28 protein-coding genes and 1 tRNA gene are annotated in these 26,098 nt (G+C 70.8%); 15 read left to right on the forward strand and 14 right to left on the reverse strand.

The genetic code is table 11. The features are described from left to right. The 4 genes from ACYVF7_RS53790 to ACYVF7_RS53805 all read left to right on the forward strand — a co-directional run bounded on the left by ACYVF7_RS53790 (window position 1) and on the right by ACYVF7_RS53805 (window position 2,607). Window positions 1–384, forward strand: a complete 384-nt coding sequence (locus ACYVF7_RS53790; RefSeq protein ID WP_460358582.1) for a replication initiator — start codon at window positions 1–3, stop codon at window positions 382–384. After that, complete coding sequence (locus ACYVF7_RS53795; RefSeq protein ID WP_460355338.1) at window positions 381–560, forward strand: helix-turn-helix domain-containing protein; 180 nt, start codon at window positions 381–383, stop codon at window positions 558–560. Before ACYVF7_RS53790 ends, ACYVF7_RS53795 begins: the two co-directional genes overlap by 4 nt. Then, entirely contained in the window at window positions 560–1,912 is a 1,353-nt protein-coding gene (locus ACYVF7_RS53800; protein ID WP_460355341.1) for a tyrosine-type recombinase/integrase, read from the forward strand. The genes ACYVF7_RS53795 and ACYVF7_RS53800 overlap by 1 nt, the downstream gene beginning before the upstream one ends. Window positions 1,913–1,980: 68 nt before the next feature. After that, window positions 1,981–2,607, forward strand: coding sequence for a hypothetical protein (locus tag ACYVF7_RS53805; protein ID WP_460355343.1), 627 nt, complete (start codon window positions 1,981–1,983; stop codon window positions 2,605–2,607). Between the two features lie 76 nt (window positions 2,608–2,683). Here ACYVF7_RS53805 and ACYVF7_RS53810 read toward each other — a convergent pair. Next, window positions 2,684–2,756: transfer RNA gene (locus tag ACYVF7_RS53810), tRNA-Thr, on the reverse strand. Between the two features lie 134 nt (window positions 2,757–2,890). Here ACYVF7_RS53810 and ACYVF7_RS53815 point away from each other — a divergent pair. Next, window positions 2,891–3,505, forward strand: a complete 615-nt coding sequence (locus ACYVF7_RS53815) for a TetR/AcrR family transcriptional regulator (protein WP_460355345.1) — start codon at window positions 2,891–2,893, stop codon at window positions 3,503–3,505. Next, window positions 3,502–4,416, forward strand: coding sequence for an SDR family oxidoreductase (locus ACYVF7_RS53820; RefSeq protein WP_460355347.1), 915 nt, complete (start codon window positions 3,502–3,504; stop codon window positions 4,414–4,416). Before ACYVF7_RS53815 ends, ACYVF7_RS53820 begins: the two co-directional genes overlap by 4 nt. Here the strand turns inward: ACYVF7_RS53820 and rlmB are convergent. The 3 genes from rlmB to cysS form a co-directional block, all read right to left on the reverse strand. Continuing rightward, entirely contained in the window at window positions 4,407–5,324 is a 918-nt protein-coding gene (rlmB, locus tag ACYVF7_RS53825; RefSeq protein WP_460355350.1) for a 23S rRNA (guanosine(2251)-2'-O)-methyltransferase RlmB, read from the reverse strand. The two genes, ACYVF7_RS53820 and rlmB, sit on opposite strands and share 10 nt — an antisense overlap. A 49-nt stretch (window positions 5,325–5,373) precedes the next feature. After that, window positions 5,374–6,030 (reverse strand): Clp protease N-terminal domain-containing protein, encoded by a 657-nt coding sequence (locus tag ACYVF7_RS53830; RefSeq protein ID WP_460355352.1) that lies wholly within the window; start codon window positions 6,028–6,030, stop codon window positions 5,374–5,376. Window positions 6,031–6,185: 155 nt separating this feature from the next. Next, a complete protein-coding gene (gene cysS / locus ACYVF7_RS53835; protein WP_460355355.1) occupies window positions 6,186–7,577 on the reverse strand; it encodes a cysteine--tRNA ligase in 1,392 nt (463 codons plus the stop codon). Between the two features lie 175 nt (window positions 7,578–7,752). On the opposite strand from cysS, the gene ACYVF7_RS53840 reads away from it, so the two are divergent. Together ACYVF7_RS53840 and fahA are read left to right on the forward strand one after the other, a co-directional pair. Then, window positions 7,753–9,213, forward strand: a complete 1,461-nt coding sequence (locus tag ACYVF7_RS53840) for a DUF2637 domain-containing protein (RefSeq protein WP_460355358.1) — start codon at window positions 7,753–7,755, stop codon at window positions 9,211–9,213. A 55-nt stretch (window positions 9,214–9,268) separates the two neighbouring features. Further along, a complete protein-coding gene (fahA, locus tag ACYVF7_RS53845) occupies window positions 9,269–10,474 on the forward strand; it encodes a fumarylacetoacetase (protein ID WP_460355361.1) in 1,206 nt (401 codons plus the stop codon). A 63-nt stretch (window positions 10,475–10,537) separates the two neighbouring features. Here fahA and ispF read toward each other — a convergent pair whose 3' ends face one another. Then, a complete protein-coding gene (gene ispF, locus ACYVF7_RS53850; protein ID WP_460355364.1) occupies window positions 10,538–10,999 on the reverse strand; it encodes a 2-C-methyl-D-erythritol 2,4-cyclodiphosphate synthase in 462 nt (153 codons plus the stop codon). A 25-nt stretch (window positions 11,000–11,024) separates the two neighbouring features. Beyond that, the gene (locus ACYVF7_RS53855; RefSeq protein WP_252778128.1) at window positions 11,025–11,507 is read right to left on the reverse strand and encodes a CarD family transcriptional regulator; all 483 of its coding nucleotides are present in this window, start codon (window positions 11,505–11,507) and stop codon (window positions 11,025–11,027) included. A 286-nt stretch (window positions 11,508–11,793) separates the two neighbouring features. Between ACYVF7_RS53855 and ACYVF7_RS53860 the strand changes: the two genes are divergently transcribed. Then, a complete protein-coding gene (locus ACYVF7_RS53860) occupies window positions 11,794–12,513 on the forward strand; it encodes a hypothetical protein (RefSeq protein WP_460355368.1) in 720 nt (239 codons plus the stop codon). 202 nt (window positions 12,514–12,715) lie between these two features. Continuing rightward, a complete protein-coding gene (locus ACYVF7_RS53865) occupies window positions 12,716–13,573 on the forward strand; it encodes a hypothetical protein (RefSeq protein WP_460355370.1) in 858 nt (285 codons plus the stop codon). Window positions 13,574–13,689: 116 nt separating this feature from the next. Here the strand turns inward: ACYVF7_RS53865 and ACYVF7_RS53870 are convergent, their stop codons facing one another. Both ACYVF7_RS53870 and ACYVF7_RS53875 read right to left on the reverse strand, forming a co-directional pair. Further along, window positions 13,690–14,376 (reverse strand): response regulator, encoded by a 687-nt coding sequence (locus ACYVF7_RS53870; protein WP_460355373.1) that lies wholly within the window; start codon window positions 14,374–14,376, stop codon window positions 13,690–13,692. Further along, window positions 14,376–15,554: a sensor histidine kinase gene (locus tag ACYVF7_RS53875; protein WP_460355376.1), complete on the reverse strand. Its 1,179-nt coding sequence runs from the start codon at window positions 15,552–15,554 to the stop codon at window positions 14,376–14,378. Before ACYVF7_RS53875 ends, ACYVF7_RS53870 begins: the two co-directional genes overlap by 1 nt. 153 nt (window positions 15,555–15,707) lie before the next feature. Between ACYVF7_RS53875 and phoU the strand changes: the two genes are divergently transcribed. Further along, window positions 15,708–16,370, forward strand: coding sequence for a phosphate signaling complex protein PhoU (phoU, locus tag ACYVF7_RS53880; protein ID WP_460355379.1), 663 nt, complete (start codon window positions 15,708–15,710; stop codon window positions 16,368–16,370). Between the two features lie 66 nt (window positions 16,371–16,436). On the opposite strand, the gene ACYVF7_RS53885 is transcribed toward phoU, so the two are convergent. The 4 genes from ACYVF7_RS53885 to mshA all read right to left on the reverse strand — a co-directional run bounded on the left by ACYVF7_RS53885 (window position 16,437) and on the right by mshA (window position 19,919). Continuing rightward, window positions 16,437–17,183 carry a phosphoglyceromutase gene (locus ACYVF7_RS53885; RefSeq protein WP_460355381.1) on the reverse strand — a complete coding sequence of 249 codons (747 nt, stop codon included), beginning with the start codon at window positions 17,181–17,183 and terminating at the stop codon, window positions 16,437–16,439. A 16-nt stretch (window positions 17,184–17,199) separates the two neighbouring features. Then, window positions 17,200–18,015 (reverse strand): SAM-dependent methyltransferase, encoded by an 816-nt coding sequence (locus tag ACYVF7_RS53890; protein WP_460355384.1) that lies wholly within the window; start codon window positions 18,013–18,015, stop codon window positions 17,200–17,202. 108 nt (window positions 18,016–18,123) lie between these two features. Continuing rightward, window positions 18,124–18,651 carry a type III secretion system chaperone family protein gene (locus ACYVF7_RS53895; protein ID WP_460355387.1) on the reverse strand — a complete coding sequence of 176 codons (528 nt, stop codon included), beginning with the start codon at window positions 18,649–18,651 and terminating at the stop codon, window positions 18,124–18,126. Between the two features lie 11 nt (window positions 18,652–18,662). Next, window positions 18,663–19,919 (reverse strand): D-inositol-3-phosphate glycosyltransferase, encoded by a 1,257-nt coding sequence (mshA, locus tag ACYVF7_RS53900; RefSeq protein WP_460355390.1) that lies wholly within the window; start codon window positions 19,917–19,919, stop codon window positions 18,663–18,665. Window positions 19,920–20,011: 92 nt separating this feature from the next. Here mshA and ACYVF7_RS53905 point away from each other — a divergent pair, with 92 nt between their 5' ends. The 3 genes from ACYVF7_RS53905 to ACYVF7_RS53915 all read left to right on the forward strand — a co-directional run bounded on the left by ACYVF7_RS53905 (window position 20,012) and on the right by ACYVF7_RS53915 (window position 22,479). Further along, window positions 20,012–20,776, forward strand: coding sequence for an SDR family NAD(P)-dependent oxidoreductase (locus ACYVF7_RS53905; RefSeq protein WP_460355392.1), 765 nt, complete (start codon window positions 20,012–20,014; stop codon window positions 20,774–20,776). 59 nt (window positions 20,777–20,835) lie between these two features. After that, window positions 20,836–21,663 (forward strand): class I SAM-dependent methyltransferase, encoded by an 828-nt coding sequence (locus tag ACYVF7_RS53910; RefSeq protein ID WP_460355395.1) that lies wholly within the window; start codon window positions 20,836–20,838, stop codon window positions 21,661–21,663. A gap of 108 nt (window positions 21,664–21,771) precedes the next feature. Then, window positions 21,772–22,479 (forward strand): hypothetical protein, encoded by a 708-nt coding sequence (locus ACYVF7_RS53915; RefSeq protein WP_460355398.1) that lies wholly within the window; start codon window positions 21,772–21,774, stop codon window positions 22,477–22,479. Between the two features lie 62 nt (window positions 22,480–22,541). On the opposite strand, the gene alaS is transcribed toward ACYVF7_RS53915, so the two are convergent. Then, window positions 22,542–25,082, reverse strand: coding sequence for an alanine--tRNA ligase (gene alaS / locus ACYVF7_RS53920; protein ID WP_460355402.1), 2,541 nt, complete (start codon window positions 25,080–25,082; stop codon window positions 22,542–22,544). A 179-nt stretch (window positions 25,083–25,261) separates the two neighbouring features. Then, window positions 25,262–25,624, reverse strand: a complete 363-nt coding sequence (locus ACYVF7_RS53925) for a nuclear transport factor 2 family protein (RefSeq protein ID WP_460355404.1) — start codon at window positions 25,622–25,624, stop codon at window positions 25,262–25,264. A 113-nt stretch (window positions 25,625–25,737) separates the two neighbouring features. Between ACYVF7_RS53925 and ACYVF7_RS53930 the strand changes: the two genes are divergently transcribed. Beyond that, window positions 25,738–26,097: a BlaI/MecI/CopY family transcriptional regulator gene (locus tag ACYVF7_RS53930; RefSeq protein WP_460355406.1), complete on the forward strand. Its 360-nt coding sequence runs from the start codon at window positions 25,738–25,740 to the stop codon at window positions 26,095–26,097. Window position 26,098 lies beyond the last annotated feature (1 nt).

The raw sequence follows: 26,098 nt of genomic DNA on the forward strand, positions 1-26,098 counted from the left end.
CTGGACCGGCTCGACGTCCGCGACCATGCACGCCGGTTGATCGCTGAGTGTCGGCGTCTCGGGTCGCTGGAGGAGATGGCCGATCTTCGGCTTGCCGACTGGGCGCACATGCTCGGCTTCCGGGGCCACTTCTCGACCAAGTCGCGCCGGTACTCGACCACTCTCAGCGCGCTCCGAGAAGCGCGCATGGCCTACAACCAGCGCGAACACGACATCACCACCGGCCGACTGCCCCTCTTCGACGAGGACCAGGTGCTCGTCATCGCCCACTGGGACTACGTCGGCCAGGGCCACACGCCCGGCGAAGCGTTCCTGACCGCCGCGCTCAGCGGCAAGCCACTACCCCCTCTCGACCCCATCCCCTCACAAGGGAGTGCCGCATGACCGACATCGTCCTGACCGTCGACGAGGCCGCTGAGCGGCTTCGCGTAAGCCGCTGGACCCTCTACAACCTCATCCGCTCCAACCAACTCCGCACCATCAAGATCGGCCGCCGTCGCCTCGTCCCCGCCTCGGCGATCACCGAATGCCTCAACGAACTCATGGAGGTAGCTGCCTGATGTCCAAGACCGCTGTTGCTGCGTATCCCGACGAGCCGGAAAACGTCAGGAAGTCGAAAAGCCGCCGTAAGCGCGGCAACGGGGAAGGGAGCATCTGGCCCCGCAAGGACGGCCGGTACGGCTACGCCGCTTACGTCCCGACCACGGCGGGAACTCTGAAGCGGGTACAGGGCTATGCCCGGTCCCACGAGGAGGCGCGCAAGAAGCTGACCGAGTTGCTTCGCAAGGCGGATGCGGGCATCCCGGTGGCCTCGGAAAGCTGGACTGTCGAGCGCTATCTCACGTACTGGCTAGACCACGTCGTCCGTGCCGAACGGCGGCCCAAGACATACCAGGGATACGAGGGTGTTGTTCGCCGGCATCTGATCCCCGAACTCGGGAAGAAGCGCCTCGACAAGCTCACGGCGCGGGACGTTCGAATGTTGATCACGCGGCTTCGTGAGTCGTGCCCGTGCTGCCGGAACGGCTGGGATGCGGCTCGTGAAGAACCGCGCTGCTGCGCCAAGCCGGTGCCGGAGTGCTGTGGCTCGCGGCTGTCCATCCGCATGGTCCAGTTCGTCCACGCCGTACTGCGGAACGCTCTCCAGACGGCGGTACGCGAAGAGGTCATCCCCCGCAACGTCGCGAAACTCGTCAAGGTCAGCACCCCCAAGTACAAGGTCAACCGGGGACTGACCGTCGACCAGGCGCGCGCCGTCCTCGACGCGGCGAAGGACGAACGGCTCTACGCGCTGTACGTCCTGGCGCTCTGCCTTGGCCTGCGGCGCGGAGAGCTGTTCGGGCTGCGCTGGGATGACGTCGACCTGGTGTCCTGCGACACATGCGACGGTGAGGGCGGCGGGGCAGACGGCACGGAGTGCGAGACATGCGCGGGAAGCGGGATCGAAAGCGCGACCCTGGAAGTGGTCCAGACGGTCCAGCGGATCGCCGGAGAGCTGCGTTTCGTCCCACCCAAGACGGATGAGTCGGTCCGTACCGTGCCACTGCCCGAGCTGTGCATCATGGCTCTGTGTGAGCACAAGATCCGGCAACAGGCGGAGCGGGAAGCGGCGGGCGAGGGCTGGCAAGAGCATGGGCTGGTGTTCCCCTCCCGCGTCGGCACCCCGATGGAACCGGACAACCTCCGCCGCAGTTGGGGCCGCGTGCGCGAAAAGGCCGGCGTGGAGGCAGTACGGTTCCACGACATCCGGCACACCTGCGTGTCGCTGCTCCTGGCCCTCGGCGTCCCGCCGCACATCGTCCGGGACATCGTCGGTCACAGCGATATCGAGGTGACGATGACGATCTATGCTCACGCGGCGCTCGGTGAGAAGCGCAAGGCGCTCGGAAAGCTGGGGGATGCTCTCGGCTAGGTAACCCGTATTGTGACTGAAGGTGCCCGGGGGAACGAGATTCCGGGCACCTTCGTCTTATAGGTGAGATGGACGACGTCACGCCTTCCAAGGTTGCTAAATCGGGAGCAAGCAATATCAGCGGCGGCCCGATCGCGAAGCGTAAACGGAACACCGCCCTGTGGACACACAAAGATCTAGCGGTGCTTGGGGTCGGCATCGCATCATCTGGAGTGGCGGCGGTCGTCGGGATCGCAAAAGTTCCCTGGTTCATCATGCTCCTGGCTGGCTCCGCGATCACGTGCGTGGCCGCGTTGATCACACGAGCCTTGGACGCTAGGACGCTGAGGAAGAAGGTCAACGCATTGTGGCTCGCGCTGGCCATAGCCAGTTCGATCCCCTTCGGAGCCTTCGCTTACCATCAGTGGCTCGACCCGTCGAAAGAAGACCAAGGCGATCACGCGCTGCTCGCGAATGGCCGAGATCCCCAGTTCATCCGACCTGCAGACTCGCCCGGTGGACCTCCGGGCTACTCGCACAGCGCCATCATCGGCGGCACCACCGTGTGGGTTCACTGCTTCGTGAAGCTACCGAGCGCCGGCGTCTGGTACTGGCTCGCGAACGACGGAGGATGGATGTCTCAAGTCGACGTTCAGACCATGCCTGGCATGCCGTCGCCCCACATCCCCCGCTGTTCAGCAGATGAGCGTAAGTAGCGGTTGCTGTCACTGTTGCTGTCAACCAGGGCCTCGGTCGATCATCGCCCGAGGTCTTTTTCCTGGTCAGAGTGGGAGCCTCCGGCCGGATTCGAACCGGCGACCTGCCGCTTACAAGGCGGACGCTCTGCCAGCTGAGCTACGGAGGCGGCGCTGCTACTGCAGCGTCACCACGATAGCGCGTATACGCCGCGACTCAGACGCGCTCGCGGGTCGGACTCTCCGGCCGCGTCGGCCAGCGGGGCGCTGGCGAGGCATTAATGAACCGTGGTTCAATAATGGCGTGGCACGGCCGAGGAAGATTACGGATGAACGCCTGCTGGTCGCCGCCGGTGTGGTCATCAGCAGGCTGGGGCCGGGATTCACGCTGGCGGACGTGGCTCGGGAGGCGGGGGTCGCCGTCGGGACGGTGGCTCAGCGGTTCACGTCCAAGCATGGGCTGCTGGCCGCGATGAGCAGGACGGCGGTCGAGAGCACGCGGCAGGGTATGCGCACGGTGGCGGCGGAGGCCGGTGATCCGGTCGCCGCGGTGGTCGACGTGCTGGTCCGGGTCTTCGCGCCGCTGGACGATCCCGAGACGGCCCCCAACAACCTGGCGCAGTTGGCCGTCGATCTGGCCGATGAGGAGCTGCGCGGGCTGCTGGCGGAGCTGTACGCGGCGCTGGAGGAGGGGCTCGTCCCGCTGCTCGATCGGGCGGCGCGCGAGGGACGGATCCCCGGGGCGCCGCCCGTACCGGCGGCCGCTCGGATTCTCACCGCGGTCGCCGACGGGACCGCGCTGCACTGGTCGGCGCGGCCGGCCGGTGGTCTGTGCGACCGGATGCGCGCCGACGTCGGCGCGGTTCTGGCCGGGTGGTGCCACGGTTCAGGCGCAGGAGCGATCGAGGAGGGCATGTGACCGGTTCATTGAAAGGGCACGTCGCGCTGGTCACCGGGGGTACCCGGGGCGCCGGGCGGGGTATGGCGGTCGAGCTGGGGGCGGCCGGGGCCACGGTGTACGTCACCGGCCGCAGCACGCGGGAGTCACGCAGTCCGCTGGGCCGTACGGAGACGATCGAGGAGACCGCCGAGCTGGTGACGGAGGCGGGCGGCCGGGGCATCGCGGTGCGGTGCGACCACATGGTGCCGGCGGATGTCCGAGCACTCGTGCGCAGGATCGAGGAGGAGCAGGACGGCCGCCTGGACGTCCTCGTCGACGACACGTGGGGCGGCGACCAGTGGATCGAGTGGAAGCCGATCTGGGAGCACGACCTGGACAAGGGCCTGCAGGCGGTCCGGAACGGGCTGGAGACCCACCTGATCACGCTCCACACGGCCCTCCCGCTGCTCGTACGGCGGGGCCGCGGGCTGGTCGTGGAGATCACCGACGGGGATGACATGTTCAACGACCGCTATCGCGGAACGATGTTCTTCGACCTGGTGAAGGTGGCGATCACGCGGCTCGGCAAGATGCTGCACGAGGAGCTGGCCCCGCACGGTGTCACGTCACTGTCGCTGACGCCCGGGTTCCTGCGCTCGGAGGAGATGCTCGAGCACTTCGAGGTCACCGAGGAGAACTGGCGGGACGGGATCGCGAAGGACAAGTGGTTCGCGATCGCGGAGACGCCTCGCTACATCGGGCGGGCGGTGGCCGCGCTGGCCGCCGACCCGGACGTGGCCCGCTGGTCCGGCAAGGCGCTGTCGTCCGGGGTACTGGCCAAGCACTACGGCTTCACCGACCTCGACGGCTCCCAGCCGGAGGCGAGCCGGTTCTTCGAAGAGGTCTACTTCGGTGACAAGAAGGACGCCCCCGTCGCTGACTACCGCTGAGAGCGACGGCGGGCGATCTCGTACATCGCGATGCCCCCGGCGACGCCGGCGTTGAGGGACTCGGCGCTCGGGCCCATCGGGATGTTGACCACCAGGTCACACGTCTCGGCGACCAACCGCGACAGGCCCTTGCCCTCCGAGCCCACGACCAGTACGAGCGGGCCGCTCGCGGCCTCCAGGTCGCCGACGCCGACCGCGCCGCGGGCATCCAGCCCGGCGACGAACAGACCGGCGCTCTGGTAGCTCTTCAGCGCGCGTACGAGGTTGGTGGCGCGGGCGACCGGGACGGAGGCGAGGGTGCCCGCGGAGGTCTTCCAGGCCCCGGCGGTCACTCCCGCCGCCCGGCGCTCGGGCACGAGCACACCGTGCGCGCCGAACGCCGCCGCCGACCGTACGATCGCCCCCAGGTTGCGCGGGTCGGTGACGCCGTCGAGGGCGACGACGAGCGGAGGGGTGCCGCGGCGCAGCAGGTCGTCGGGGTGTGCGTAGCGGTATTCGGGGACCTGGAGGACGATGCCCTGGTGCACGGCCCGGTCGGTCATCCGGTCGAGCTCGGCCTTGCCCGCCTCCAGCAGCGGGACACCAGCGTCGGTGGCGAGCTTGATGGACTCGCGGACGCGATCGTCCGACGCCCCGGTCATGACGTACAGGGCGCTGGCCGGGATGCCCGCGCGCAGCGCCTCGACGACCGGGTTACGGCCGGTGACCAGCTCCGGGCCCTCCGGCGCGTATCGCCGGGCCGGCCGCTCCGTGGGGGACGACGAGGGCGTACGCCGGGCGCCGGCGGTGGTGGCGGTGCCGGTTCGGGTCGCCGACTTGGCTGCGCGGGCGGTCTGGCGTTTGCCGTACCAGTGCCGATCCTCGGCCTTCGGGGTGTGACTCGGCCCCTTCTTGCGACGCTTCGACATCCTCGCCCTCCGCTAGCGCACCGGGCGATCTGTCGCCCCAGCACAGACTCTACGCGGCCCCAGGACCCGAACCGTCCCGTAGGAGCCGCTCGATGCGCTCGAGCCGATGTTCGATGGCGGCCAGCCGCTCTCCAATGGCCTCGATCGCCTCACCGAGCGGCCGTTCGCCTGCCTCGAGCGGCCGTTCGCCGGCCTTCTCGAGCGGCCGTTCGCCGGCCGGGCCCTCGCCACCCGCTGCCGCCCGGGGTGCGGGCTGCGGGCGACCTGTCCGGCGGCTCTGCAGGTCCAGGATGACGGCGCTCCGGAGTTCGGCCACGTCGACGCCGCGCCGCTGCAGGACACGAGCGCCGACCCCGTCGGACTCCCGCATGAGGCCGAGGAGGATGTGCTCGCTGCCGATGTAGTCGTCGCCGAGTTGCAGTGCCTCGCGCAGGGACAGCTCGAGGACCTTCTTGGCCCGCCGGGTGAACGGGATGTCGCTCTCGGGCTCCCGCGAGCCCCGTCCGACGATGGCCTCCACGTCGCGGCGGGCGTCGTCGAGGTCGACGCCCGCGGCGGCGAGGGCCCGTACGGCCCCGTCGGTGTCGCCGCGCAGCAGACCGAGAAGGAGATGCTCGGTCCCGATATGGCCGTGCTCGAGCGAGCGGGCCTCCTCCTGGGCGTGAACGACGACACGGCGTGCGGTATCGGCGAACCGCTCGAACACGTGCACCACCTCGGCAGGCAGGGCCCCGGCCGGGGCGGCCGCTCGGACCCGTCAGATCTCTCGACCGGTACGTCCCCCGGAGCGCCGTACCGCAACCGGATCGAGGGACCCACATCGGTTCAGGGACCCGCGTCACGCCGCGAATCGGGACGGGCTCAGGAGTGCTTGAGCTCCCAGCGGGTGCCGCGCGGGGTGTCCTCGATCAGGATCCCGGCGGCGGTCAGGCCGTCGCGGATGGCGTCGGCCGCGGCGTAGTCCTTGCGGGCCCGGGCCGCCTGGCGCTGCTCGAGGGCCACCGACACGAGGGCGTCGACGACCTCGCGAAGGTCGCCGCCCTCGCCCTCCCACTGCTCCGACAGCGGGTCGAGGCCGAGGACGTCGAGCATCGCGCGCACCTCGCCGAGGACGCGGGTCACGGCGTCCTTGTCGCCGGCGGCGAGCGCGGTGTTGCCCTCGCGGACGGCCTCGTGGACGACCGCCAGGGCCTGCGGAACGCCGAGGTCGTCGTTCATCGCGTCGACGAACGGGGCGGGCGGCGTGCCGGGCTCGACGCGCCCGGCCAGCTCCACCGCCCGCGTCACGAATCCTTCGATGCGCTGGTACGCCAGCGCGGCGTCGTGCAGGGCCTCGTCGGAGTAGTCGATGATCGAGCGGTAGTGGGCGGCGGCGAGGTAGTAGCGGACCTCGACCGGGCGGGCCCGGTCGAGCAGATCCGTCAGCAGCACGACGTTGCCGACGGACTTGCTCATCTTCTCGCCGTTCACCGTGAGCAGGCCGTTGTGCAGCCAGTACCGGGCGAACCCGTCACCGGCGGCCGTCGACTGCGCGAGCTCGTTCTCGTGGTGGGGGAAGATCAGGTCGACGCCGCCGCCGTGGATGTCGAAGGTCGGCCCGAGGTACTTGGTCGCCATCGCGGAGCACTCGAGGTGCCAGCCGGGGCGTCCCGGCCCCCAGGGGGTCTCCCAGCTCGGTTCGCCTGGCTTGGCGCCCTTCCACAGCGCGAAGTCCCGAGCGTCGTGCTTGGCCGCCTCGTTGGGCGTGTCCCCGGCCGGCCGCATGTTCTCGAGCCGCTGGTTGGACAGCGCGCCGTAGCGATCGGCCCAGGACTCGACGTCGAAGTAGACGTCGCCCTCGACGGTGTAGGCATGGCCCGCCTCGATGAGGCGGCGCATCAGCACGATCATCTCGGGGACGTGCCCGGTCGCGCGGGGCTCGATGGTCGGCGGCAGGCAGCCGAGGGTGTCGTAGCCGCGGCCGAAGACCCGCTGGTTGGCCTCTGCCACCGCGAACCACGACACACCGGTCTCGGCGGCCACCCGGATGATCTTGTCGTCGACGTCGGTGATGTTCCGGACGAAGGTGACGTCGTAGCCGGAGGCGCGCAGCCAGCGGACCACGAGGTCGTAGATGACGCCGGAGCGAAGATGCCCGATGTGCGGGGCGGCCTGCGGCGTGGCACCACAGACGTAGATCCCCGCCCGGCCCGCCTCGAGCGGGACGAATTCGCGGATGCTACGGGTACCGGTGTCGTAGAGGCGCAGGCTCACGCGTATGAGGCTATTCGATCGGGGTCCGCTCCCGGCACCGGAATCGCAAGGCTCGCCCGATCATGTACGACTCCGTAACCGTCTCAGGCGACACGCGGCACGGCGATGAGGGCACGGGCGCGTTGATCCGGTCAAGATAGGGGAACCCTCCGAGCCGATGGTTGGTTTCCCTGCTATGACTGACTCCCCCGCCCCGTACTCCACGGCGCAGCGGCGGCTGCTGACGGCTGCCGGCGGCCTCGGCGTCGCGGCGCTGGCCGGTGCGACGTTCGTGCTCTCCTATGACGACCTGCGGGCGCTCGCCGTCCAGGGCGATGCGGCGCGCCACTGGGCGTTCCTGTACCCCGGCGTGGTCGACGGACTGATCGTCGTCGTGATCCTGTCGATCCTCACCGCGCGCCGGTCCCCCTGGTGGGCGCGTACCGTCCGGTGGCTGCTCCTGCTGGTGCTCATCGCCAGCGCCGGCGCCGCGGGGGTCGAGCGCGCCGTCCACGGCTATCGCCACCTGTCGCGCCCATGGCTGTCGGGCGGGGTCGCGGCCGCCCCCTGGGTGATTCTCGCGATCGCCGTATGGCTGTGGCTGGCCATGATCAAACAGGTCGTACGGACCCGTCGGCGCGACGCCGCCGTCCCGCCGGTCCCGGACTCCCCGCCGGCCACGACCGCCTCGCCGGACACCGCCTCGCCGAGCACCGAGCCGGCGGACGCCCACGCCGAGCCGGCCGACACCCGGCGAGCGCTCATTCCGGGCCTCTTCGACGAGGAACCCGCCGACACCCGCCCCCTGCCGCGTCCTGCGGCACCACGCGCGCTCGGACCCGCTCCTGAGCCCGACCGCGAGCCGGCCGCGCTCCGGGACGGACCGTTGCTCTCGCCGGAACTGGAACGGCAGGCGGATCGCGCGTGGCAGCCCGGTCCCGACCTGTCCCCCGAGTCGGCGCCCGACGCCCGGGACACCAGGACCGATCCCCTGCCCGGCGACGCCCGGCACGCCGAGACCGCACCCCTGACCGACGGCGCCCGGGACTCCCGGGCCGTACCCCTGACGGACGACGCTCGAGGCTCCGGGGTCGTAGCCCTGACGGACGACGCGCGAGGCTCCGGAACCGTACCTCTGGCGGACGACGCCCCAGGCTCCGGGACGGTATCCATGACAGAGGACGCCTGGGACTCCGAGACCGTGTCCCGGACGGGCACCGACCCGGCCGAGGGCGTCGTGGCCGATCCCGACCCGGAGGTGAACGTGCCCGTGAACGAGACGCCCGTGGACCCTGAGCAGGAGGAGCCCCCGCCGCGCTGGGTGGCCCGGACCTCGCTGCCGACCGATGTACGGCTCGTCGGGCCACCGCAGGGAGGGCGGTCGCTCGGCGACACGCAGCCCGACGGCATCAGGCTGGCGGACACCGACCCGGACGGCATCCCGATAGCCGGTGTGGCCGACGCGGCGCAGGCCGGCGACGAGGAGGACGCGTACGCCGAGGACCGGGCCGAGGACCCGGACGCCGGCGACGCCCGGTCGTGGGAGGGGCAGGACGAGGCGTCCTGGCCGGCCGCCCCGGGAGCTCCCCGGCAGGAGGAGGACCTGACACCGCCGTCCAGCAAGTTCCGCAGCGGTCCGACGCCGCCCCGCGACTGAGCGCACGCCGGATCCTTCGGGATCGAATCCGCGCAGACCTGGGAAGGTACGGATCATGGAGACCTGGGTTCCCGTTCCCGACGGCAGCGGATTCGGGGTGCACAACCTCCCGTACGGCGTGTTCTCCCGGCGTGGGGAGCTGCCGCGCGTGGGTGTGGCCATCGGTGACCACGTGCTGGACCTGGCCGCGCTCGCGGCGGCGGGGCTGCTCGCCGACCGGCGATGGTTCGCCTCCGGAACGCTGAACGCCTTCATGGCCGCCGGGCGCGCGGTCTGGCAGGCGACCCGGGACCGCCTGACCACGCTGCTCACCGACGCGGCGTACCGCGCCCAGGTCGAGCCGCATCTCGTGCCCCTGAGCGAGGCCGAGATACGCCTGCCGTTCGACGTGGCCGACTACGTCGACTTCTACTCCTCGCGCGACCACGCCACGAACGTCAGCCAGATCTTCCGGCCGGGCGCGGACCCGCTGCCCCCGAACTGGCTCCACCTGCCGATCGGATACCACGGCCGGGCCGGCACCGTAGTGCCGTCGGGGACGCCGATCGTACGGCCCTGCGGGCAGCGCCGGGGCGACCACGGCCCCGTGTTCGGCCCGACGGTCAAGCTGGACATCGAGGCGGAGGTCGGCTTCGTCGTGGGCGTGCCCTCGGCGCTCGGCCGGCCGGTGCCGACGGCCGGGTTCCGCGACCACGTGTTCGGCTTCGTGCTCGTCAACGACTGGAGCGCCCGGGACATCCAGGCGTGGGAGTACCAGCCGCTCGGGCCGTTCCTCGGCAAGTCCTTCGCGACGTCGGTCTCGCCCTGGGTGGTGCCCGTGGCGGCCCTGGAGAGCGCCCGTACGGGCCCGCCGACCCAGAGCCCGGAGCCGTTGCCGTACCTTCGCACCGACGAGCCCTGGGGCCTGGAGATGACGCTCCAGATCGAGCTCAACGGCCACGTCGTGAGCCGCCCGCCCTTCGCGACGATGTACTGGACCGCGCCACAGCAGCTCGCCCACGCCACCGTGAACGGCGCCGCGCTGCGGACCGGCGACCTGATGGCCTCCGGAACGGTCTCCGGACCGACGCGGCACGAACGCGGCAGCCTGATCGAGCTCACCTGGGACGGCCGGGACCCGCTGGTGCTCCCCGACGGGCAGCGCCGGTCCTTCCTGGAGGACGGCGACACCGTACGGATCCAGGCGACGGCCGCCGGACCCGACGGCGTCCCGATCGGGTTCGGCGAGGTGACCGGCACCGTGCTCCCGGTGATCTGCTGAACTCCGTCGAGACCTGCGACCGCGCCGCAGCCGGGCCTGTTGTCTCCGGTGGTCTGTCGGCGGTCAGACGAGGACGAGGGCGGTCGCGATGGCGGCCAGGCCCTCGCCGCGGCCGGTGAGGCCCAGGCCGTCCGTCGTGGTGCCGGACACGCTGACCGGGGCGCCTCCCAGCGCCTCACTCAGGGCCTTCTCCGCCTCGGCGCGCCGCGGACCGACCCTCGGGCGGACCCCGACGACCTGGATGGAGACGTTGCCGATGGTGTGCCCCGCGGCCGTGATCAGGCGTTCGACCTCTCGCAGGAGATCCACTCCGGAGGCTCCCGCCCAGCGCGGGTCGCTGGTGCCGAAGATCGCACCGAGATCGCCGAGACCGGCGGCGGACAGGAGCGCGTCGCACGCCGCGTGCGCGGCGACGTCGCCGTCCGAATGCCCGTCGAGACCGTCGCCCTGACCGGGCCAGTCGAGGCCGGCCACCCGCAAGGGGCGGCCAGAAGCGAACGGGTGGACGTCGACTCCGACGCCCACCCGTGGAAACCGAGTCGCCAAGGCGCTAGTTGGCCAAGACCTCGTCGAGGAGGGCCTCGGCCTTGTCCTCGTTGGTCTTCTCGGCCAGCGCCAGCTCGCTGACCAGTATCTGCCGTGCCTTGGCCAGCATGCGCTTCTCACCGGCCGAGAGGCCGCGCTCCTTGTCACGCCGCCACAGGTCCCGGACAACCTCAGCGACCTTGTTGACGTCGCCGGACGCGAGCTTCTCGAGGTTCGCCTTGTAGCGCCTCGACCAGTTCGTGGGCTCTTCGGTGTATGGTGCGCGAAGCACCTCGAACACCTTCTCCAGCCCCTCCTGGCCCACGACGTCGCGGACGCCGACCAGCTCGGCGTTCTCCGCGGGAACGCGAACGGTGAGATCGCCCTTATCGACCTTCAGGACCAGGTAGGTCTTGTCCTGACCTTTGATGGCACGAGTCTCGATGGCTTCGATCCGAGCAGCCCCATGGTGGGGGTAGACGACAGTGTCGCCGACCTTGAAAGTCATGTGACAAGTACCCCTTCCGCTATGGATAAGGGTAGCACGCTGCAGGGACCTGCTGAACCGACCATCCGGACATATGTGCAGGTCAGCGGGGTAATTAGGGTATTGACAAAGCTGGAATTCGGTGTAACACCCGGCTATGAGGATTGGATTGGGCCACACCGCTCACACAGCGCCTGAAGCGGCTCATACTGGAGATGGACGAGCCGACACGGGCCGGTGATCTCCTGTGCACGGGGGGCGCCGACCCGGGGTGGGGCCGGCAGCGGTCCGAGAAGGTAGGTGTGGCGTGGGGCTTAACGGCGACCCTGACGACTATGGGCTTCCCAAGGTCGACATCGTCGTCCCGGACGATGCGCGGGAGCTCGACCGCGATGTGATCGCCTACCACCGAGAGCAGCGGCAACGACGCCGCCGCGAGCGGTGGCACAGACTCGCCCGCCCATTCACCCGCTACGGGATCGCCGCTCCGTTCATCGCCAGCGCCGTCCTCGTCGCGCTCATCAGCGGAGTGCTGATGACGGTCGTCTCGCCCCGGCCCACCGACCACGCCATCCAGGTCCCCCCGACCGGCGTGGTGCGGCACCGCCCGGGAGACGCCGGCGGCGCGCTGCCCACGGGGAACGTGGTCGTGAACGGCCGGAAGATGCCGGTCGACACACTGATCAACGTGGCCGGCCTCGTCCTGATCGTGCCGCGCGACTGCCACTGCGACGCCACCGTCACGCGTCTCGCCCAGCAGGCCGTGGGCCAGGGGTTCCAGACGTGGATGATCGCGGACGGCCGCACCGGCCGGGACGCGGACGACGTACGGCGGCTCGCCGACACGGTGTCCCGAGGCGACGCCATCCCCGCGGAGGATCCCGATCGCCTGCTGTCGACGGCCTACCGGGCGGCGGGGCTGACGGCGGTGCTCGTCCGCACGGACGGGATCGTCCGCGATGTCGTCCGCGGCGTCCAGCCGACCCGGGATCTCACCCCGGACCTGCGGACACTGCGCACCCCATAGCCGTCGTACGGCCGGCTTCCCCGTACGGCCGACGGCGATCCCCGTACGGCCGGCGGCGATCCGCCTGCGGACTCCCCGATCTTCGGGTGCCTGCGAAACCGGCCCCCCGTCGGGCCCACGCGGGTAGCCTCGCTACGCTTCACATTCGGGCGTTCCGCGCGCCTCGGAAAACCCTAGTCCTGTCCAAGGAGAGAACGACGCCGTGAGCCGCAACCGCCGCCGGGCCGTCGCCATGGCCATCGCCGGCGCCCTCGCCGTCGCGCCGATGGTGTCCGCCTGCGCCGCCGGCCAGCATCCGCAGTCGGTGCTGCCGACCCGCCTGACCGAGGGCGTCAACGCCTCCGTGGGCCGGGTCGACGTCCGCAACGCCTTCGTGCTCGGCCCCGAGCCCGGCCAGCGACTGCCGGTGGGGGCTTCCGCGCCGTTCTACGCCTGGATCGTCGTCAAGGGCACCTCGGCGGACAAGCTCGTCGGCGTCGAGGCCGCGGGCTCGGCCCAGTCGGTCGAGATCGCGAGCGGCGGGCTGGACCTGCCGCCGAATCAGCTGATCTCCACGAACCCTCAGGCCACCGGCGAGCAGCCGCCCGGCGCGTCGACTCCGGGCGTCTCGCCGAGCGGCGTTCCGAGCGGCACGCCGACCAAGGGCGCCAAGAAGGCCCCGGCCAAGCCGGGCACGACGCCGACCGGCACCCCGACCGCGGGCGCCCCGGCAACGGGCGTCACGCCGAAGACCCCGAGCACGGGCGGCGCTCCCGCGGAGGCGACGCCGGGCGTGGTCCTCAGGGGGCTCGCCAGGGAGTTCACGGGCGGCGAGTCGATCCGGCTGACCCTGCACTTCCAGCAGGCCGGCGCCCTCACGATCGACGTCCCCGTCGTCCCGCGGGCCGGCTACTACGCGACCTACCCGCCGGCGCCGAGCACCCCGAGCGCCCCGCCGACCCCGGGCACGAGCGCGAGCCCGACCGCGGGCGGGGCCGCCCCGGCGGGCTCCGCCACCCCGGCCGCCAAGGCGAGTAAGCACGCGAAGGCCAAGAAGCCCGCCGCGAGCCCGTCCTCCTGAGAACGCGTCAAGCCCGCCGACTCCGTACCGGAGCGGCGGGCTTTCGCGTTGCCACACGCCTCTGAGAGCGGGCGTCTCCGGCGGCTTCGCCGCGGAGACGCCCGGCCTGTGCCGTCTTACTCGTCGGGCTCGAACTTGTAGCCGAGCCCGCGCACGGTGATGATGAACCGCGGCGTCGAGGGGGCGGGCTCGATCTTCGCCCTGAGCCGCTTGATGTGGACGTCCAGCGTCTTGGTGTCACCGACGTAGTCGGCACCCCACACGCGGTCGATCAGCTGCATGCGGGTCAGCACGCGCCCGGCGTTGCGCAGCAGCACCTCGAGGAGCTCGAACTCCTTGAGCGGCAGCGGCACCTCGTTGCCGGAGACGGTGACGACGTGCCGCTCGACGTCCATGCGGACCGGTCCCGCCTCCAGCGTCGCGGGGGCCAGCTCCTCGCCGTCGCCTCTGCGGCGCAGCACCGCGCGGATGCGGGCGACCAGTTCACGGGAGGAGAAGGGCTTGGTCACGTAGTCGTCGGCGCCGAGCTCCAGCCCGACGACCTTGTCGACCTCGCTGTCCTTGGCCGTGAGCATGATCACGGGGACGGTCGACTTGGTGCGCAGTTCCCTGCACACCTCGGTGCCGGGGAGCCCGGGCAGCATCAGGTCGAGCAGCACGAGGTCGGCGCCGGAACGGTCGAAGGACTCCAGGGCGTCCGGCCCGGTCGCCGCGACGGCGACTTCGAAACCCTCCTTGCGCAGCATGTACGACAGCGCGTCGCTGAACGACTCCTCGTCTTCTACGACGAGCACTCGGGTCACTAGGGGGCCTCCCGTACGGTGTCTTGCTCAGTGATTTCCTTCGCGGGTGCGGAGGTGGCGGGTAGCGGAAGGCGGATGGTGAAGGTCGAGCCGGATCCCTCCTTGCTCCAGACGTTCACATCCCCCCGATGCCGGGTCGTGACGTGCTTGACGATGGCGAGCCCGAGGCCCGTACCACCGGTCTGCCGGGATCGTGCGGGGTCGACGCGGTAGAAGCGCTCGAAGATGCGCTCGAGGTCGGCCTCCGGGATGCCGATGCCCTGGTCGGTGACGCTGATCTCGATGTGGTTCTCGTCGGCCAACCGGGTGCACACGACGACTCTCGTGCGTTCGGGGCTGTAGGCGATGGCGTTGTCGATCAGGTTGCGGACCGCGGTGATGAGGAGCTCCTCGTCGCCGTAGACCGTCAGGTCGTCGCGACCGCCGATGGCGAGAGTGATCTCCTTGGGCTCCGCCTTGAGCCGGCAGCGGTCGACGGCCTCGTGGATGACGTCGTCGAGGTCGACCGTCCGGGGCCGCTCGACGGCCTCGCCGCCCTGCAGGCGGGTGAGGGTGATGAGGTCCTGGATGACGTTGGTCAGGCGCGCGGACTCGTGCTGCATGCGCTGCGCGAAGCGGCGGATGGCCTCGGGGTCGTCGGCGGCGTCCTCGACCGCCTCCGACAGCAGGGACAGGGCGCCGACGGGCGTCTTCAGCTCGTGGCTCACGTTGGCCACGAAGTCGCGCCGGATCGCCTCGACGCGGCGGAACTCGGTCAGGTCCTCGGCGAGGACGAGGACGAGGCCGTGCGATCCCATCGGCGCGACGCGGACCGAGAACCAGCGGCCCTCCCGGCGCCCGTGGACGACCTCGATCTCCTCTTCGCGGATCTCACCGTCGCGGCGGACGAGCCGCGCCATGGCGATGAGCTCGTCGACGAGCAGCCGGTCGCCGCTGACGAGACCGAACGCCCGCGCCGCCGAACTGGCGCGCAGGACGCGGTCGTCCCCGTCGATGACCACCGCCGAGGACGGGAGCACGCTCAGGACGGACGCCACACCGCTCGGCAGGCTCGACAGCGGGGTGGGGGCATCCACCGGTCGCTGGGAGCGCTCGCTGGCACGTACGGCCAGCCCTGCCACCAGGCCGGTTACGAGCCCGACGGCACCCGCCAGGCCGGCCACTACCTCCACATTCACATCTTGGATCGTAGGCGGCCCTCTGCCTAGGTCCGCTCGCGGACCAGCGCACCCGCAAGGACGTTCGTCAAAAGTTAACCTCTAACTACACAACCGTTCATAGCATCCGACGATGCTGCGAACTGGATATCCACGCCCGAATAAAGGATCTTTATGCGAGACGCCTACCACGAGGAGCTCGACGGGCTCTCCGACAAGCTCGTGGAGATGACGCGGCTGGTGCGATCGGCGATGACGCGGGCCAGCACGGCCCTGCTCGACTCCGACCTGCGGCTCGCCGAAGAGGTCATCAGCACTGACGAGCAGGTCAACAAGCTCGAGACCGAGATCGAGGAGACGGTCTTCGACCTGATGGCGCGGCAGCAGCCGGTCGCCCGCGACCTGCGCATGCTGATCGCCGCGCTGCGGATGGCCGGTGACATCGAGCGTATGGGGGACCTCGCCGTCCACCTCGCCAAGACCGCCCGCCGACGTCACCCCGACTCGGCCATCCCGCCGGAGCTGCAGGCCACCGTCCTGGAGATGGGCCAGATCGCCGAGCGAATGATCGCCAAGGCCGGCAGCGTGATCGCCTCGCACGACGTCGAGATGGGCCTCGAACTCGACGGCGACGACGACCAGATGGACCGGCTCCACCGCAAGCTGTTCGACGCGCTGCTGTCGCCGAAGTGGAAGCACGGGGTCGAGCCGGCGGTGGACATCTCCCTGGCCGGCCGCTACTTCGAGCGGTTCGCCGACCACGCCGTCCACGTGGCGGAGAACGTCGTCTACCTGGTCACCGGCGAGCACGCGGCGGACATCGAGATCGCCGAATAATCGCCGTAGACGAACGGATCCCGGCAGCGAGTCCGCTGCCGGGATCTGTGCTTTCCAGTAAAGGATCTACTTCTTGCCCTGGTTGGCCACGGCCGCGATGGACTCCTTGGCGGCCTCCGGGTCGAGGTACTCCCCGCCCTTCTTGAGTGGCTCGAAGTCGTCGTCCAGCTCGTACAGCAGCGGGATGCCGGTGGGGATGTTGAGCCCCGCGATCTCCTCATCGGAGATGTCGTCGAGGTGCTTGACCAGCGCGCGCAGCGAGTTGCCGTGCGCGGCGATCAGCACCGTGCGGCCCGCCGCGAGGTCCGGGACGATCGCGTCGTACCAGTACGGCAGCAGGCGGTCGACCACGTCGGCCAGGCACTCGGTCCGCGGGATCAGCTCCGAGGGCAGGAGGGCGTACCGCGGGTCGTTGATCTGGGACAGGGGGTCGTCGTCGGCGATCGGCGGCGGCGGCGTGTCGTACGACCGGCGCCAGGTCATGAACTGCTCGTCGCCGTACTCCTCGCGCGTCTGCGCCTTGTTCTTGCCCTGCAGGGCCCCGTAGTGGCGCTCGTTGAGCCGCCAGGAGCGTCGTACGGGGATCCACAGCTGCTCGGCGGCGTCCAGCGCGATGTTGGACGTACGGATCGCCCGCTTGAGCACGGAGGTGTGAACCACGTCGAGCCGGATGTCGGCGTCGAGCAGCAGCTCACCGCCGGTGACCGCCTCTTCTTCCCCCTTCTCGGACAGATCGACGTCCACCCAGCCCGTGAACAGGCCTTCGGCGTTCCACACGCTCTCGCCGTGCCTGAGAAGTACCAATGTCGCCATGGCAAGGGAGCCTAGCTCAGGGCTTGCGGGCGACCCCCGCCAGGAAGTACCCCTGCGGATACCTCTCGGTGATCCGCTTGGCCTCCACCGTGTCGGGGCGCCACGCCGAGACGTTGACGAGCCCGGGCTCGACCAGCTCCAGGTCGCCGAAGAATCCGCGGATCCGCTCGGTGCTGCGCGTGATGATCGGTGTGGAGGAGCGCCGGTAGATCTCCATGACGGGCGCGACGGCGTCGGGGAGCGCGTCCCCGCATACGTGGCTCAGCACGAGGTACCCGCCCGGCGGCAGGGCGTCCCGGAACCGCGCGACGAGCTCGTCGGGGCCGTCGGAGTCCTGGAGGAAGTGCACGATCGCCACGAGCAGGATCGCGATCGGCCGGTCGAAGTCGAGGCGATCGCGTACCTCGGGGCTGTTCAGGATGTCCTCGGGCTGCCGGAGGTCGGCCTGGACGATGTCGACGTTCTTGGATCCGGCGAGGATGGCGCGGCCGTGCGCGAGGACGACCGGGTCGTTGTCGACGTAGACGACCTGGGCCTCGGGCGCGACGCCGTGCGCGACCTCGTGGACGTTCTTCTGGGTCGGCAGCCCGGTGCCGACGTCGAGGAACTGGCGGATGCCCGCCTCGGCGAGGTGGCGGACGGCCCGGCCGAGGAAGCCGCGGTTCTGCCGGGCGGCGACCCGGATCTCCGGGGCGATCTCCAGGACGGCCTCGGCGGCGGCGCGGTCGGGCGCCAGGTTGTCCTTTCCGCCGAGGTAGTAGTCGTACATCCGCGCGGCGTTCGGGGTGCTCAGGTCGACACTCTTTGGGGCCCAGTCGTCCTGATCCGTCACTCCACGCCCCTCCGTCCGGTACGCCGCAACGCCAGGTAGTTTAGCTACTTAAAGCCACCAATGGTGCGCAATATGCACATCAAACTAGAATCTGTTCTCGTTTGAGGCTCAACCCAGGGCAGGGCCGGAGGCGACGGAGTCCGCGCCGTCGCGGGCCGCGTCGGGCAGGATCCGGGCGAACGGCCGGAGGTTGGCCACGCTCTCCCCGCGCTTCACGCGCCAGTCCCACTCGCGCCGGATGGACTCGGCGAACCCGAGCTCCAACGCGCGGTCGAAATTGTCGTCAGAGTAGGTCAGCACGCAGCCGAGGATCCGGTCGACCTCCTCGGGCGTCACCGCCGACAGCGGCAGCCGTCCCACGAGGTAGACGTCGCCGACCGGGTCGAGCGTGAATCCCACGCCGTACATCCCGCCGTTCTTGCGCAGCAGCCAGCGGTAGAACTCCTCGTGGTTCTCGTCGGGCTGCCGGCAGAAGAACGCCTCGACGTGCAGGCTGTGGTCGCCGGCGATGAGCCAGGTCATCGTGGCCAGCTTGTGCTTGCCCGGGAGCTTCACGAGGTACGCCCCGGGGCGTGGCCGCTCGTACTCCAGCTCCTGCTCGTCCAGGATCGCCTTGAGCGCCTCGTCGGCGTTCATCGTGCCCTCCCTTACGCGGAGACGGCCATGGTCCGTGCCTCGACGGCCTCGGCGTACACCTCCAGGAGCCGGTCGGCCGTGGCGTCCCAGCCGAAGCCCCTGGCATGGCGGACGGCCGCGTCCGACATCGCGCGCAGCCGGCCGGGCGTGCCGATCAGGCCGTGCAGCACGCGAGCGTAGTCGGCCGGGTCGTGGCCGTCGATCAGGACACCGGACCGGCCGTCCCGTACAGCGATGCGCAGCCCGCCGACCGACGCGGCGACCACCGGGGTGCCGCACGCCTGCGACTCGACGGCGACCAGGCCGAACGACTCGCTGTGGGAGGGGACGACGGTGACGTCCGCGGCCCGGTACCAGTCGGCCAGCTCGTCCTGGGGGCAGGGCGGTTCGAAGCGGACGACGTCGGCGACGCCGAGCCGGACGGCGAGGCTCCGCAGTTCCTCGGGGCGGGAACGCGCCGACCCGCTGGGCCCGCCGACGACGGCGACGACCAGCCGGTCGCGGAGGCCCGGGTCGTCCTCGAGCATGCGGGCGGCGGCGTGGATGAGGACGTCGGGCGCCTTCAGCGGCTGGATGCGGCCGACGAACAGGAGGACGACGGCGTTCTCCGGGAGTCCCAGGCGGCGCCGTGCCCCGTCCAGCGGGGTGAAGCGGGACAGGTCGGCTCCGGGGGCGACGGTGGCGACCTGGCCGGGGTCGGCGTCGTACAGCGAGGCGAGCTCCCGGGCCTCCTCGGCGGTGTTGGCCACGAGCCGGTCGGCGGAGTCGACGACCCGCTGCTCGCCGAGTACGCGGCCCAGGGGTTCGGGCGTGTCACCGGTGGCCAGCGAGGTGTTCTTGACCTTCGCGAGGGTGTGCATGGAGTGAACGAGCGGGACGCCCCAGCGCTGTCGCGCGGCCCACCCCGCCTGGCCGGACAGCCAGTAGTGGGAGTGGATGATGTCGTAGTGGCCGGGGTCGTGCGCCGCCTCGATGCGCAGCAGTTCGGAGGTGAACGCGCACATGTGGCCGGGCAGCTCGGACTTGTCGAGGTCCTCGAACGGACCCGCGGCGACGTGCCGGACGTTCACGCCGGGCACCAGTTCGACGACCGGGGGGAGCGTCCGCGAGGTGTGCCGGGTGAAGACGTCGACCTCGACACCGCGTTCCGCCATGCGCTTGGCGACCTCGACGATGTAGACGTTCATCCCGCCGGCGTCCCCGGTCCCCGGCTGTTCCAACGGCGACGTGTGAACACTGATCGTCGCGACCCGGGCGAGACCCGACACGGACACCACCTCCGTTACAACAACTTATCGGCCACATCACCGCATTCCCCCGGCCCGGGGGTGTACGCAGTGCGCCTGAGAGGATGTCGATCGTGCGGAGAACAGCAGTAGTCACCGGAGCAAGCAGCGGAATCGGAGCGGCCACCGCCCGCCGGCTCGCGGCCGAGGGGTTCGACGTCGTCCTCGCCGCGCGCCGCGTCGACCGTCTTGAGAAGCTCAAGGCGGAGATCGAGAGCGCCGACCCCGCGGGCCGGCGGAACGCCGTCGCGGTGGTGGCCCTGGACGTGACCTCCCAGGAGTCGGTCGACGCCTTCGCGGCGTCGCTGCGGCAGTGCCACGTCCTCGTCAACAACGCGGGCGGGGCGGCCGGCCTGGACCCGGTCGCCGAGACGGATCCGGCCGACTGGCAGTGGATGTTCGAGACGAACGTCCTCGGGCTGATGCGGGTCACCAAAGCGCTGCTGCCCAAGCTCATCGAGAGCGGCGACGGCCACATCGTGAACATCACCTCACTGGCCGGGCACGTCGTCTACGAGGGCGGGGCCGGGTACACCGCGGCCAAGCACGGGGCCGCCGCCGTCAACGACACGCTCCGCCTGGAGCTGTACGACAAGCCGGTGCGCGTCACCGAGGTGGCGCCGGGGATGGTCCGGACGGACGAGTTCTCCCTCGTCCGGTTCAAGGGCGACGCGGAGAAGGCCGACAAGACGTACGAGGGCGTACCCGAGCCGCTGACCGCGGAGGACGTCGCCGACTGCATCGGCTGGGCCGTCACCCGCCCGTCGCACGTCAACATCGACCGGATCGACGTCAAGCCGCGCGCCCAGGCCGCCGCCCACAAGGTGCACCGCGTTTGATCGTCTGAAGGTCTGACCGTCTGGTCGCGGCGGTCCGTCAGGCACCGCACACTGGGTGCGTGCCCCGTCCCCCACGGCCCGAAGGCGTCATCACCCGCGGCACGACCGCGCCCAACCGGCTCCGCCGCGCCGACCGCTGGATCGCCTCGGTCCACGGCCCGCTGCTGCGGCGGGCCGACCGGCCCCTCGTCGTGGACCTCGGGTTCGGGGCGTCGCCGGTCACGACGGCCGAGTTGTTCGGGCGGCTGCGGGCGGTGCATCCCCGGGTCGAGGTCGTCGGCGTCGAGATCGATCCGGACCGGGTCGCCGCGGCGAAACCGCGCGAACGCGAGGGGCTGTCGTTCCGTCTCGGCGGTTTCGAGCTGCCCGTCGACCGGCCGCCGACGCTGATCCGGGCGTTCAACGTGCTGCGCCAGTACGGGGAGGCCGAGGCCTGGGCGGCGTGGGACCGGCTGTGCGCCGGGCTGTCCCCCGACGGTGTTCTCGTCGAGGGCACGTGCGGGGAGATCGGCCGCCGGGCCGCCTGGGTGACCCTGGAAGGCCGTGAGACGGGGAATCGGCCGGGCGTGTCCGTGCCGCGGACGATCACGTTCGCGGCCCATCTCCCGACGCTGTCGCATCCGTCCCAGCTCGCCGAGCGGCTCCCCAAGACGCTGATCCACCGGAACGTCCCCGGCGAGCGGGTCCACGAGCTCCTGACCGCGTTCGACCGCGCGTGGGCGACCACCGCGCCGCAGTCGGTGTTCGGGCCGCGGCAGCGCTGGGTGACGGCGGTGGAGCTCCTCACCCGTGACCATCCGGTGGTCACGACGCCGCCGTTCGGCGGCCGGGCCCGGTGGAGGCTCGGCGAGGTCACCCTCCCCTGGTCGGCCGTCGCCCCGCGATAGATCTCCTTGATGCCGTCTTTGCGGTAATAACCACCTTTCGCCATAGAAACGGCATTTCGGGCGGACGACCGTTGGAGTACTGGTCGTTCCACCGAGGAGATGATTCTGATGGGCGAAGGCCATGAGATGCGATGGGGCGGTCTGGCCGGCATCGGCGCGGTGATCTTCGCGGTCGCCGGGCGGATCGTGATGGGCGGCATGCCGCACCTCACGGACGCCGCCGGGGTGGTCGCCATGTACCTGGCCGATCACCGGGCCCAGATCATGTGGGGCACCGTGCTGTACGCCATCGCCATCTCCCTGTTCCTGTGGTTCGGCGCGGCCCTGTCCACGGCGTTCCGGCGCGCGGACGACAAGAGCGACGCCCCCACTGTCGTCCTCGCGGGGTTCATCCTCGTCTCCGCGATCGCCTTCATGGCCATCGCGGTGTTCGCCGGGATGACCTACGCCATGACCGAGTACCGGGCGCTGCTGCTGTTCTCCCCCGCGCCGTACGCCACGATGATCATCGTGGGGACGGTGTCCGGGATCGCCGTCGCCCTGACGCTGGCCGCCACCGCCGTGGCCATCGCCCGCACGCACGTCTTCCCCATGTGGATGGCGTGGTTCGCCGGAATCGTCGCGGTGCTGCGGCTGCTCGCCGCCTTCACGCTCGGAATCACCGGAGGCGTACTGGTGCCCGGCGGATGGGTGGAGACGTACGTCCCCGGCGTCCTCGCGGCGCTCTGGGTGCTGGCCGCCAGCGGCCTGCTGGTCCGCGAACACCTGCCGACCGTACGGATGCGCGCCCCGCGCGTGATGGGCGGCCACGCCTGACGGGTCACAGCGCGACCGGGCCGCTCCCCGCCCTTCTCCGAGAACCGGGAGCGGCCACGGGCTCAGCCGCCGCCGAGGAGGTCGCGGGCCGAGCTCGCCGCCAGGCGCAGCGCCTCGTCCAGTCGCCCGGCGCGCCGGCCGCCCGCGTTCGCGACGGTGCCCTTGCCGCCCGCGCCGCCGCCGATCGCGGTCGCCGCGGACGCCAGGACCGTACGCGCCGGCGCGCCGAGGTCCGGGCTGACCGCCGCGACCAGCACCGCCCGGTCGCCGATCTCGGCGCCGAGCACCACGACGCCGCCGCGGCGTTCGAGGACGTCCGCCGCGAGCGGCCGCAACTCGTCCGCGTCCACGCCGGCGACCCGTTGGACGACCAGCCAGCCCTGGCCGACGCGCTTGGCGAGCCTCGCCAGGCGTACCGCCTCGGTCGTCAGCTCCTCCCGCCGGTGCCGCTCCAGCACGCGGCGCGCCTCCGCGAGCTCGGTCAGCCGCTGCCGCATCCGTCCGGGCGCCTCGTCCGGGCGCACCCGCAGGAGGTCGGCGAGCTCGGTGAGCAGCGCCCGCTCGTGATCCTGGTGCCGCAGCGCGTCCACGCCGGTCAGCGCCTCGATCCGGCGCACGCCGGAGCCGATCGAGGACTCGCCGACCAGGTGCACCGGTCCCGCCTGCGATCCGTGGCCGACGTGGGTGCCGCCGCACAGTTCGCGGGAGAAGTCGCCGATGTCGACGATCCGCACGTGCTCCCCGTACGTCTCGCCGAACAGCGCCATCGCCCCGGCCGCCTCCGCCCGCGCCCGGTCCGCGTGCCACACCCGGACCTCCGGGTCGTCCAGCAGGTGCTCGTTGACCAGGGTCTGCACCTCCCGCAGCCGCTCGGGCGCGAGCGGCTCGAAGTGCGTGAAGTCGAACCGCAGCCGTCCCGCGTCGACGAGCGACCCCCGCTGGGCCGCGTGTTCGCCGAGCACCCGCCGCAGCATCGCGTGCAGGACGTGCGTCGCCGTGTGGGACCGCGCCACCGCCGCGCGCCGCTCGGCGTCCACGACCGCCTCGACCTCGCCCGGTACGACCTCGCCCGACTCGACCCGCGCGACGTGGACGTGGCCCGGCCGGGTGTCGGTCACGGCGAGGACCGCGCCGGACGCCGTACGGATGCGGCCGCGGTCGCCGACCTGGCCGCCCGCCTCCGCGTAGAACGGGCTCCGGTCGAGGATCACCTCGACCTCCTCTCCCTCGACCGCCGCCGGAACCTCCACCCCGTCGCGGAGGATCGTGCGCAGCCGCGCCTCCGCACGCGTCGCGTCGTACCCGACGAACGCGGTCCCGGTCGCCGCGCGGGACCCACGGCCCGGCTCCGTACGGCCGGACCGGCTGCGCCGGCGGCGTTCCTCCAGCAGCGCGCCGAACGCGTCCTCGTCGACGGTGAGCCCCGCCGCCCGCGCCGCGTCCACCGTCAGGTCGAACGGGAAGCCGTACGTGTCGTGCAGGTCGAACGCCAGCCGTGGCGACAGCCGGCGCTCCTGGATCGCGGTGTCGAGGATCCGCGACCCCTGCCGCAGGGTGCGCGCGAAGCCGTCTTCCTCGGCGCTCACCACCTTCTCGATCAGCGGACGCGCCGTCTCGAGCTCCGGCCAGGTCGTACCGTGCAGGTCCACCACCGCGGCGGTCACGGCCGGCAGCACCGCGTCCTCGACGCCCAGCAGCCGCGCGTGCCGGATCGCCCGGCGCAGCAGCCGCCGCAGGACGTACCCGCGACCGTCACCCGAGGGCAGGACCCCGTCCGCGATGAGGAACGCCGCCGTCCGCGCGTGGTCCGCGACGATCTTCAGGGAGGTGTCGTCGCCGTAGCCCGCCAGGTCCCGCACGGTCTCCAGTACGGGGAGCATCAGGTCGGTGTGGAAGATGTCGGGCGCGTCCTGCAGCACGAGCGCGAGCCGGTCCACGCCGAGACCGGTGTCGATGCTCTTGGCCGGAAGCTCCCCGACAATGCGGAAGTCCTCGTCGCGAACGTCCTGCATGAAGACGAGGTTCCACAGCTCGAGGTAGCGTTCGCCGCTCGACGCGGGGCCGCCGTCGGGACCGTACGCCGGGCCGCGGTCGTAGTGGATCTCCGAGCTCGGCCCGCACGGGCCCGCCATGCCCATCGACCAGTAGTTGTCCTCTTTACCGAGCCGCTGGACGCGCTCGCCGGGCACCCCGAGCCTCCGCCACAGGCGTTCGGCCTCGTCGTCGTCCTCGTAGACGGTGACCCACAGCCGGTCGCGCGGCAGGCCGAACCCCTCGGTGACCAGCTCCCACGCCCACGCGATCGTCTCCTCCTTGAAGTAGTCGCCGAAGGAGAAGTTGCCGAGCATCTCGAAGAACGTGACGTGCCGGGCGGTACGGCCGACGTTGTCCAGGTCGCCGGTGCGCACGCACTTCTGCAACGTCGTCGCCCGGCGGAAGTCCGGAACACTCCGGCCGAGGTAGTACGGCTTGAACTGGTTCATCCCCGCGTTGGTCAGCAGCAACTCGGGGTCGGGCGAGACCAGTGAGCTCGCGGGCACGGGGCGATGCCCGCGCGCGGTGAAGAAATCGAGGAAGACGGAACGGATCTCGGTGGATCGCATGGAACAGCCTCACGAGGTCGGCGGAACGATGGCACGCACACGCCGAGCCGGGCCGGGCCGGGACTACCCGTCCCCCGACTCGGCGCGGCTAGCTCGCCGCCCCACCTCGTGCAGATCCATGGCCCGGACCGTACCCACACCGCTCCAGGCCGTACAACCGGTTTTCGCCCGACGGAGGATCAGGCGGGCTGGGGGCCGTACGTTCCCCAGCCGGAGACGACCAGGTCGCCATCGAAGATGAGCACCTCGTTGACGAGTTGCCCGGCCTGGTTGCGGTAGTTGACGACCACCGAGTCGATGCCGGCGTAGACGCCCACGACCTCGAAGTGGAGGTCGGGGAGGTGACGCAGGCCCTCGGCCCAGTACGCGCGCAGCGCCTCCTTGCCACGCAGCGTCCCGTCGGAGCCGGGCAGGAGGCGCGCGGCGTACGGCGAGCGAAACACCACGTCGTCGGCGTAGTGCTTCATGATCCGGTCCAGATCGTGGGAGTTCCAGCAGGCGACCCACTCCTCGGCGAACCGCTGCGCCTCGTCAAGATCCATGCCCGTAGTGAACCAGGCCAGGCGCCGGCGCCCTGGGTGCGGCCCGGTGCGGAGACAAGCCTACGTATCGTAGTACTACGGCTCGTAGTACTACGGACGATAGGATGCATCCCGTGAAGGGTCTCGGAGAGCTCGAACGTACGGTCATGGAAGTCCTGTGGGAGCGGGAGAACGGCGCGACCGCCCGTGAGGTCGGCCGGGTGCTCGCTGACGAACGCGACCTCGCGCACACCACGGTCATGACGGTCCTGGACCGGCTGGCCAAAAAAGGTTTTCTGGTTCGTGAGAGGGAAGGACGCGCCTGGCGCTACCGTCCGGTGGCAACGAAAGAGGCGTACGTCGCCGAGCTCATGCTGGGCGCGCTCAACATGACCGGTGACCGCGACGCCGCGCTGGCGCACTTCGCGCGCTCGGTCTCCGGTGACGAGGTCGAGCTGCTGCGCCGCGTGCTCGACGAGGTGGAAGGGACATAAC

Source organism: Actinoallomurus acanthiterrae, assembly GCF_054775715.1.